The 9,177-nt window shown below is 45.4% G+C and carries 9 protein-coding genes; 8 read left to right on the top strand and 1 reads right to left on the bottom strand.

Going from position 1 to position 9,177, the window contains the following annotated elements:
- Positions 1-308: 308 nt before the first annotated feature.
- The 8 genes from ACI32D_RS04065 (at position 309) to ACI32D_RS04030 (ending at position 8,484) form a co-directional block, all read left to right on the top strand.
- Complete coding sequence (locus ACI32D_RS04065) at positions 309-1,226, top strand: ATP-binding cassette domain-containing protein (protein WP_439775369.1); 918 nt, start codon at positions 309-311, stop codon at positions 1,224-1,226.
- Complete coding sequence (locus ACI32D_RS04060; RefSeq protein ID WP_439775368.1) at positions 1,223-2,083, top strand: ABC transporter permease; 861 nt, start codon at positions 1,223-1,225, stop codon at positions 2,081-2,083. The genes ACI32D_RS04065 and ACI32D_RS04060 overlap by 4 nt, the downstream gene beginning before the upstream one ends.
- Positions 2,084-2,476: 393 nt before the next feature.
- Positions 2,477-3,616 (top strand): Rib/alpha-like domain-containing protein, encoded by a 1,140-nt coding sequence (locus tag ACI32D_RS04055; protein WP_439775367.1) that lies wholly within the window; start codon positions 2,477-2,479, stop codon positions 3,614-3,616.
- A 118-nt stretch (positions 3,617-3,734) separates the two neighbouring features.
- The gene (locus ACI32D_RS04050; protein ID WP_439775366.1) at positions 3,735-4,163 is read left to right on the top strand and encodes a hypothetical protein; all 429 of its coding nucleotides are present in this window, start codon (positions 3,735-3,737) and stop codon (positions 4,161-4,163) included.
- Positions 4,164-4,175: 12 nt separating this feature from the next.
- The gene (locus ACI32D_RS04045; protein ID WP_439775365.1) at positions 4,176-4,574 is read left to right on the top strand and encodes an arsenate reductase ArsC; all 399 of its coding nucleotides are present in this window, start codon (positions 4,176-4,178) and stop codon (positions 4,572-4,574) included.
- Between the two features lie 37 nt (positions 4,575-4,611).
- Positions 4,612-5,682, top strand: coding sequence for a hypothetical protein (locus ACI32D_RS04040; RefSeq protein WP_439775364.1), 1,071 nt, complete (start codon positions 4,612-4,614; stop codon positions 5,680-5,682).
- Between the two features lie 153 nt (positions 5,683-5,835).
- Positions 5,836-6,591: an ABC transporter ATP-binding protein gene (locus ACI32D_RS04035; RefSeq protein WP_439775363.1), complete on the top strand. Its 756-nt coding sequence runs from the start codon at positions 5,836-5,838 to the stop codon at positions 6,589-6,591.
- Between the two features lie 18 nt (positions 6,592-6,609).
- The gene (locus ACI32D_RS04030) at positions 6,610-8,484 is read left to right on the top strand and encodes an FtsX-like permease family protein (protein ID WP_439775362.1); all 1,875 of its coding nucleotides are present in this window, start codon (positions 6,610-6,612) and stop codon (positions 8,482-8,484) included.
- A 62-nt stretch (positions 8,485-8,546) separates the two neighbouring features.
- Here ACI32D_RS04030 and ACI32D_RS04025 read toward each other — a convergent pair whose 3' ends face one another.
- Positions 8,547-9,011: a pyridoxamine 5'-phosphate oxidase family protein gene (locus ACI32D_RS04025; protein ID WP_439775361.1), complete on the bottom strand. Its 465-nt coding sequence runs from the start codon at positions 9,009-9,011 to the stop codon at positions 8,547-8,549.
- Between the last annotated feature and the right edge of the window lie 166 nt (positions 9,012-9,177).

Below are 9,177 nucleotides of genomic sequence, written 5' to 3'. Positions count from 1 at the left end.
CATAGTTTAAATCTTCACTCTCTCTTGCTTATTGACTATATTTCTAGATCAATTAAATTCAACTCACTTACTCGATACATAACAAGTGATATTTTCTTTTAAATACTCGAAAAATTCATTCTGAAATAACCTTTAAGATACACAACTCTAACACAACACAACTCAGAAGGTCACGCCTAACCAGCGTGGCCTTTTCTTGTACCTCCGCAACTTAGTCCCGTATTTTGGCATCTTACCTAGATTTTACCCAAGAAAATCCTAGCAGATGTAAAATTATTTTAGAAATATAAATAGAAAGGGGTTGCAAAATGATGAAGAATGCTATTGAAGTTAAGAACCTTTCTAAGTCCTATGGGGACTTGAAGGTTGTCAATGACATTTCTTTTGCAGTCCGTGAGGGCGAGTTATTTGCCTTCCTAGGCCCAAATGGGGCCGGCAAGTCAACAACGGTCGACTGCCTGTCGACTTTGACCAAGTTTGATTCCGGTGAGATCAAGCTGACCGGTCTTGACATGAAGTCACAGGCCCAAGCGATCAAGCAGAAGATCGGAATCGTCTTTCAAGAGGGACTGCTGGATAAAAGGCTAACAGTTCTTGAAAACTTGACACTTCGAGCTGGTTTTTACTATCGCAGCAAGGCAAAAGTGGAAGCTGCGGTTGCCCGGGCAACTGAATATACTGAGATTAAAGACCTGCTTAAGCGGCAATACGGAAAATTGTCCGGCGGGCAAAGGCGGCGGGTAGATATCGCCAGAGCGCTGTTAAACACGCCGAAGATTCTCTTTTTAGACGAGCCAACAACTGGACTTGACCCGCAAACCAGGCAGCATATCTGGGAGACAATCCAGCGTTTGAGAAAAGAGCAGAGAATGACCATCTTTTTAACGACGCACTATATGGCAGAAGCTGCCGCGGCTGACTATGTGGTGATTCTAGATCAAGGAAAGATTGTTGCCGAAGGCAGTCCAATCAGCTTGAAGGAGCGCTACAGTTACGACCGTTTGAAACTGTATCCAAAACAAGGACAAGGTTTAGACAACATACTGACGACTCTTTCGCTTAAGTGGAAGCAGGAAGCAGACCACTATGAGGTTGAATTAGCGAACACCATGGACGCCATCGATATCGTAGAAGAGGTGCGGGACCAGCTGCAGAGCTTTGAAGTCTTGCACGGAACGATGGATGACGTCTTCTTGAACATCACAGGGAGGAGGTTAAGAGAATGAGCGCTATGGTCAAAAGAAATCTCAAGATTTACTTTAGAGACAGGGCTTCGGTTTTCTTCTCGATGCTGAGCGTCATCATTATTTTTGCCCTGTATATCTTCTTCATTGGCGATTCGATTAACAGTGGCTTAAAGTTTCTGCCGCATCCAAACCGCTTGATGCGGGCCTGGATGCTGGCGGGGATGCTGGCTTCGGCGTCGATTACGACCAGTTTGGGAGCTTATGGGGTAATGATCAGCGACTGGGAGAATAAGGCGATCAAGGACTTTTACTCATCCCCGGTCAGCAGAAGACAGGTCGCTGGTGGCTATATCGTGACTGGCTTCATCATCAGCATCATCATGTCTATTTTTACCTTGATTTTTGGGGAATTCTACCTGGGTCTGGCCGGCGGGGCAGTGTTGGATATAGAGATTTTACTAAAGTTATTTGGTGTAATTGTCTTGTCAGCCTTTGCTTCATCGGCGATTGCTTCCTTCATAATTTCTTTCTTGAAAACCAACAGCTCCTACTCAGCAGCCAGCACCATTGTCGGGACCTTAATCGGTTTCTTGGTTGGGGCATATATTCCAATTGGAAGTTTGCCAGACAACGTTCAATGGATGGTAAAGTATTTCCCATGTGCTCACTCAGCAGTACTTTACCGGCAGCTTTTGATGAAGCCTGCAATTAAGGCCAACTTCGCCAATCAGCCGAAAAGTGTATTAAAAGAGATCAAGGAAATGTTTGGGATTGTCTTCGTATATGATGGCCATACTGCGCCAGCCTGGGTGTCAGTTGTTGTTCTATTAGTTACTGGGCTAGTTTTCTACTTACTAGCAGTTTTGGTAATGACCCGGAAACAAAATGAAATTTAGAAGTTAGTTAACATAATTTTAGATATGCAAAGCTGTGTACGAATGTATGCGGCTTTTTAATTAAAGCCTTTTCATGGACGGATTTTAGGGATATGATCAAGTTGGATGTTTAAGTTAGGAAAGGTGAATAACATGAAAAGGAAAATACTAGCATTTGTTGGCTGTTTGTCCTTGGTCGCTACGACCGTTCAGCCTGTGCAGGCAGGCTACCTTAATGGGTACGACTATGCCAAAGTTGCAAATAAGAAGGTTGTAGTCACTAAGACTATGAAGGTCTATCGCGTTAAGACGGGAACTTGCCAAGGAGAAAATTTTTTTTACCTTGCGGGCAAGGTAAAGAAAGGCTCTATCATTTATCGGTCACAGTGGTTCATGAGCACTGGCGGTGGTTGGGTGATTAAGAGCAACAAGTACAAAGCCGGCAGACGGAAGTTCTACTTTGTGACTGCCCCAGAAAAGACCAAGTGGTTTAAGGCTTACAAGGCTAAGAAGAAATCTGTAGCCAAAATGAAGAAGGCCAGCAAAAAGACCAATAAGAAAGCCGTTAAGAAGGTAAGCAAGAAGAAAGTCACTAAAGCTAAGACTGTAAAAAAGACAGCCAAGCCTAAGAAGGCAGTGAAGAAAAGCGGTAAGAAGACTGTGAAGAAGGTTGCCAAGAAGAGCGCTAAAAAAACAGTCAAAAAGACTACTAAGAAACCTTCAAAGACAGTAAAGAAGACTAGCAAAAAGCCGTTATCGATGGCACAGAAGTACAGCCCAAAGGTTAAAGCTTGGACTACAACACTTGATTGGGGAGACTCCTTCTCAAAAGATGCATATTCTTACATTACCAATACCTGGGATCTCCCAAGTGAGACGAACTATACTTTTGTAAAGCCAGTAAACACTAAGAAGGGCGGCTTCTATCAGACTAATATTCTGGTTACCTACCCAGATGGTTCAAAAGAAACGGTGGGGCCGGTATCCTTTGTAGTCAAGTCTGCACAAGCGGATGCGTACAATGTGACTGTCAAGAATACCACCGTACCTTATGGGCACTATATCGATATTAGAAAGGACATTGTGACTAACCCCGTTGGTTACTTCCCTAATGACCCTGCTGAAGTGACTAGGAATACGACAGAATTTCGTTTTTGCCGTGCGGATGGGAACCCTTTAGCAGATGATCCCGATACCACGGTGCCAGGCAGTCATGACTACTATATCCTGGTTGAGTATCCTGATGATTCATACCAAGTTAGCCAGAAGTTTACCTTGACAGTCAGTCAGCCAGATAACCTGGTCTATCATCCAGCTTTGAAGAGCTCTTCAATCACTTTGCCAGTAGGCACGGATATTGAAGGGGATACCTATCAGTTGCTTAAGCCGCAAGACTTCATTAGCAACACCGCTGATATGCCAAGGGGGACCAAGTACGAAATTCGTGACGATTACAGCTACAATGAGCAATCTAGCAGCTACGTTACTATCGATGTTACCTTCCCGGATGGCACGACTTGGCAGTCGCCAATGTTCTTGTTGAGCTTTAAGTAGAAATTTGAATTAAGTTACATAAGCAGCACCCATCTTTATTTAGTGCAGGGGATGCTGCTTTTAGTTTATAATAGAGATCATAAGCAATCGGTTACAACTTGCTGGAAAGGAAACTGGTATGTTAGAGAACGAAGCTTTGTTTGACGAGGTAGAAGCTGAACTTAAAAAACGTGGTTCGATCCAAAATTTTGAAGAAAAATATGGTAAGATCACCGGCAGAATGATGATCACGGAAACTGAGATCCCCGAAGAATTAGGAATTGAGATCAATGATCCAGATGTTCATTCTTTCAAAGCCACTTTTGACTTCTATAACACTGCAATAGGCCTGGCGCTTAATATCAAAACAAGAAAAGCAGCGACTAAATTCTGGCTGACCCCACAAGATGATAGAAATGATGTGCCAACGGATAGCTGGTTTGAATTTTTTGCCATGATTTTGATGGAAGCCTTAGATGAAGGCATGGACAGCATCCCAACTTTCTCTTTCGTCAACGATTCTAGTGACCTTACCATCAGCGGCCTGAGCCTGCTTGAGAAAAAATAACAGGAGAATATCATGACCAAAACAAAAGTAGCTTTTATCTGCACCCACAATTCCTGCCGGAGCCAAATCGCTGAAGCCTTAGGCAAAAAGTTGGCCGGGGATGTCTTTGAATCCTATTCAGCCGGCACTGACTTGAAAGATCAGATCAATCCCGACGCGGTTCGGTTGATCAAAGAGCATTATGGCATCGATATGCTGGCCGATGGGCAAAAGCCTAAGACCCTCGCTGATCTGCCTAGCGTTGATTACGTAATCACCATGGGCTGCGGCGTCCGCTGCCCTTATTTGCCTGCAAAAAAGCGGGTAGACTGGGGACTTGAAGATCCAACTGGCCAAGATGATGAGACTTTTATGCAGGTGATTAAAGAAATCGAGAGCAAAATACTTAAATTGAAACAGGAACTGCAGTAACCACTTAAGACCCCTTTGATTAACTGAGGTAAACAGGATGACGAGCCAAAATAACAGCCCAGTCAGCCGGATTGAAGCCGGTGAAAGCTGGCAAATCAAAGACGAAAACGCAATATTGACCATAACCAGCAAGGCGATCAAGTTTACTGACTTAAAAGACGACTCAAACTTCATCATCCCTTGTGATACAGCTGACCTGGCTAATTTTTGCCTTACTAGCGTCAGCAATCTATATGTCGCTGAGCCCTTGCTGGAATTCGGCTATGAGGAAGGGCCGGGCATCCCCGCCAACGAGCCTCTGTTTTTCCCCTATGATCCGGAACTGACTGGCGAAGTAGTCCAGATCGTCAATTACCTGACTCAAAAGATCGCCAGCAAGTCCGTCTATGATGGTCGGCAAAAAGATTTAGCTGCTAAACGCGAATATGAGCGTCTGTACGGGGCCTTTAGATACACCCGGGGGCAAGCTGAACATTTTGACGACAACCACTACAGAATGCGGTATTTCCAAACTATCGAGCTGAGAGGCAGTAAGTGCACGCCAGAGTGGTACCTGCTCCAACCAGAAATGGAAGTCAACTTTGTAGACGATGGCGACAATGTACTGATTGCCTGCCAAGGACAGATCCTGGGCTATTTGCCGAACCCGCGCATCGCGAACCTGGTTAAAGCTGCTATAGCTAACCGTGAGCAAAAAACTTTCGCCTTTATCAAGGCTATTGATGAAAAAAGACAGGTCATCCAGCTTGGTTTAGCCATCTACCAGAAAATGACTGAACCGGTTCTGGCGAATCTTCCACACATCGAAAGCTGGCTCTTAGAAACAGATGGTGAAGACATTGTAGGAGAGAGCCGGCAAAAACACCTTGAGCAGGCAGAAGTAGGACAGCTCTTATCTTTGCAGCTAAACCCGCCTTACGAGCAGATTACGGTCTGCACCCTGGAAGGGGATGAACTGGGAAAATTGAATAAGCAGGACACCGCCCTAGCCATGCGCTGCAACAAGAAACTGCAGATTTTTAGCGAGATCTGCCAAATGGACTACCAGCACCATATCCGTTGCAGAGTCAGAATTTTGTTTATCGACCCGAAAACTCAGGAAAACTGAAGAATAAAAGGCCACTGAAGCACTAAAAAGCTTTAGTGGCTTTTTGTTACAGCTTTTTTACAAAGCGCAAAAATCTATTGACGATTCTAAAATAGTCCAGTATCATTTAGTGTATCACAGCAGTAATACACCGATACGATTTAGGGGGTAACTATGGAAAAAGTGATGACAGTCAACAATGTGACGAAGACTTACGGTAAAAAAGGGGAGAAGCAGTACCAGGCATTAAAAGGAGTCTCGCTTAGCGTGGGCAAGGGTGAATTCGTCGCCATTATGGGGACTTCCGGTTCTGGTAAGACGACGCTTTTGAACATCATGTCTACCTTGGATAAACCGACTAGCGGCGAGGTTACGATCAATGGGAAGGACATTGCCAAGCTGAAGAAGAACCAGATGGCTGACTTCCGAGCTAAAGAAATTGGCTTTATCTTCCAAGACTTTAACCTTCTGGACAACCTAACCGCTAGAGAAAACATCGCTCTGCCACTGTCTTTGCAAGGGGTAAAGAGCTCAGAAATTGACTCCAAGGTCGATAAGATTGCCGCTAAGCTCAACATCAGCGAAGTCTTGGAAAAGTACCCAGCCGCTATTTCCGGCGGGCAGAAGCAAAGAGTTGCTGCTGCCAGAGCCTTGGTTCATGAGCCGGCAATCTTGATGGCCGATGAGCCAACAGGGGCTCTGGACTCCAAGTCTTCCAGAGCTTTGCTGGACACGATGGAATTGCTTAATGAGAAAGACCAGGTTTCAATCTTGATGGTTACCCACGACCCGTTCTCAGCGTCATTTGCTGACCGGATTCTTTTTATCAGGGACGGCTTGATTGATGAAGAGATCAAGCGCGGTGACATGAAGCGGCAGGACTTTTACAAGAAGCTGATCAGCCAGCTCAGGGAAACGCCGATTAGTTGATTAGAGAAAGGGATTAACATGATTTTTAAACTGTCAATGACCGGGCTAAAAAGCCGGCTAAAAGACTACCTGGTCCTGTTTTCCGGCCTTAGTGCCGCCAGCATGATCTTCTACATGTTCTTGACTCTGGCCGCTAACCCATCTTTCTTGAAGTCCAGCGTTGCCGGCCAGCTGACCATGGCAGCGACCAAGTTTATTTTTTCCTTCGGTATCGTCCTTCTGGCCATCTTGACCCTGGTCTACCTGGCCTATGCCAACAGCTTCCTCTTGAGCATGAGAAAGCGGGACTACGGCATGTACATGATGCTGGGGGCAAAAAGCGGCAAGATCGGCCAGCTGATCTTCGCTGAAACTTTGGTGACTGGCCTTCTTGCAACCGGGATCGGGATTGTTTTAGGCGTAGGCTTAACTGAACTGGTTTCAGCTTTGATGGTCAAGCAGCTAGGGCTGACTTTGGCTCACTTTAACCCGCTTTACCTGCCAGCAGTTCTCTGGACCTTGCTCTTCTTTGTCGCCTTGTTCTTCCTGGCCGCTTCTTGGAACGCGGTCAAGCTGACCAAGACTACCTTGATCAATCTCTTAAAAGAAGACCAAAAGCCAAGCAAGCTGAAGAGTCGGCCAGTCTTGCGGACTATCCAGGCTATCGCTGGTGTAGTTCTTTTGGCTACCGGCTACTGGGCAATGGGAAATGTAACTACTTTGCAGCTGAAGGCAATTCCGATTGCTTTGGTTACTATCGTTTTGGGCAGTTACTTCATCTTTGACGCCTTCTTCGTGACAGTGATCGACTTTTTGCGGAAAAGACACGGTTTCCTCTACAAGGGGATGCGGCCATACACTTTGGGCCAACTCAAGTTCCGCCTGCATGGCTATACCAGAATCCTGTCAGCTATTTCAATTATGCTGGCCCTGGCCCTTGGCGCTATTACAGTCGGCATCAACTTCAACAATTTAAAGAATGCCATGACTGACGTTCAGTACTACGATTTTGTCTTAGTTGGCAAGCAGAAGAAGCTGGCTGACAAGGTTGAAAAAATCGGTACAGAGGAAAAAGTTACTTACAGCTACAAGGCTGATGAGAAAAACGGCGTCCTCTATGTCAAGAAAAGTGAAATTGACCAGACACCGCTCAAGATCCAAGAATATAACGCTGCTTCTTCAGACAAGAAGAAGACGATTGACAAGGAAGGGCGGATCTACCACACGGTTAAGGTAAATTCCATGACTTTAACTGGCAAGCAGACTTCGGCTACGGTTCAGCACTCTGCCCAAGCAGCCAGCCTGTTTCCAGAAGATTCTTCAAAGGGCTTTGTTGCCTTGTCAGATGCAGCTTTTGCCAAAAAGAAGCTGACAACCAAGGTCATCACTTTCTACAAGGTTAAGGATTTTGCCAAAAACAACAAGCTTCTTCTCAAACTTACTGATCAAGAAATGAAGCAGTTTAAGAAAGATTCCATGACTTACGGTTATCTCGAATTCACCAAACCTGTTTTGTACCAGCAGATCGCGGCAATGTGCTCAGGCTTTGAATTCATGGGACTCTTCCTCGGCTTGTCCTTCTTGATGATGCTGGCTTCAACTCTGATGTTTAAGATCCTGTCAGCAGCAGCCAGTGACAAAATGCGCTACAAGATGCTTTACAAGCTTGGGGCTAGAAACAGTGTCTTGAAGGGGGCGATCAGAAAGGAAATTGCCATCCTGTTTGTAGCACCGGCGGTGCTTGGCAGCCTGGACGTGCTCTTTGGCTTGAAGTTCTTCACGCTTCTTTTGCCAGACCCATACTACAAGATTTGGGTTCCGTTCCTGGCCTTCTTCCTCTTGTACCTGGTTTACTACTTAGTAACTGTCAAGCTTTACCAGGGGATCGTTTTAGAGGAGATTAAGCAAGACTAATAGATTTTTCAGCAAAAAAGCGATCGAAACATGATATAGTTTCGGTCGCTTTTTGCATGGAATTAAAAGGTGAAGGCCTTTTGAAAAATTGGGGTTTGCCGCAGGTCGTAGACAAAGCCATCAGTAGGGGTGATTTCAAATGGCCGGAGCAGTTCCCGGCGTTCAGAGTCCGTCTTGTTGATCTCCAGCATTTCGGGATGCTGATCATAGATCTTGTCAAGGTAGGAGAGGTCGACTTCTTTGACCGTCCCGTTTAAGGTAAAGCCAACGCTGGACATGGTCTCTTCACCTTTAAGCGCGGTGATAGAGACGTAGGGAAGAGAGTGCAGGCGCTGGTAAAAACTCTTTTGGTAAGTCGTCGCGAAGTAGAGCTTGCCATTATGGCAGAGTTCAATATCTGCAACGTTAGTATAAGGCCGGCCGTTGGCAATCGTGCCAAAGACGACAGATTGGAAGGCGGATGGGATCAAGTCTAAAAATTCTGCTGTAGTCAAGTTGCTATCTAGCATCGGTATTGCTTTACGCATGGGATTTTCCTCCTGTGGGTAATGTATTTCTAAGATTTACATGTTCATTATAGCACCTTTCTGCGAGGAAAATGGGGGTGGGGGATGCTAGTTATACTAGTCATATTTTTGATTACGCGTGGTGCTAGTTGAAGAAGTTGAGTCCATATCTCTGTAGGATGTAGCT

The sequence above is a fragment of the Lactobacillus sp. genome (assembly GCF_051873315.1).
Classification (GTDB): domain Bacteria; phylum Bacillota; class Bacilli; order Lactobacillales; family Lactobacillaceae; genus Lactobacillus.
The sequence above is the reverse complement of the archived record's forward strand: the minus strand, read 5'-3'. Positions and strand labels throughout refer to the sequence as shown.

Excerpts from the sequence above, each read along its gene's own strand:
- ACI32D_RS04065 (WP_439775369.1), top strand. The coding sequence starts at position 309 with ATGATGAAGAATGCTATTGAAGTTAAGAACCTTTCTAAGTCCTATGGG.
- ACI32D_RS04060 (WP_439775368.1), top strand. The coding sequence starts at position 1,223 with ATGAGCGCTATGGTCAAAAGAAATCTCAAGATTTACTTTAGAGACAGG.
- ACI32D_RS04050 (WP_439775366.1), top strand. The coding sequence starts at position 3,735 with ATGTTAGAGAACGAAGCTTTGTTTGACGAGGTAGAAGCTGAACTTAAA.
- ACI32D_RS04045 (WP_439775365.1), top strand. The coding sequence starts at position 4,176 with ATGACCAAAACAAAAGTAGCTTTTATCTGCACCCACAATTCCTGCCGG.
- ACI32D_RS04040 (WP_439775364.1), top strand. The coding sequence starts at position 4,612 with ATGACGAGCCAAAATAACAGCCCAGTCAGCCGGATTGAAGCCGGTGAA.
- ACI32D_RS04035 (WP_439775363.1), top strand. The coding sequence starts at position 5,836 with ATGGAAAAAGTGATGACAGTCAACAATGTGACGAAGACTTACGGTAAA.
- ACI32D_RS04030 (WP_439775362.1), top strand. The coding sequence starts at position 6,610 with ATGATTTTTAAACTGTCAATGACCGGGCTAAAAAGCCGGCTAAAAGAC.
- ACI32D_RS04025 (WP_439775361.1), bottom strand. The coding sequence starts at position 9,011 with ATGCGTAAAGCAATACCGATGCTAGATAGCAACTTGACTACAGCAGAA.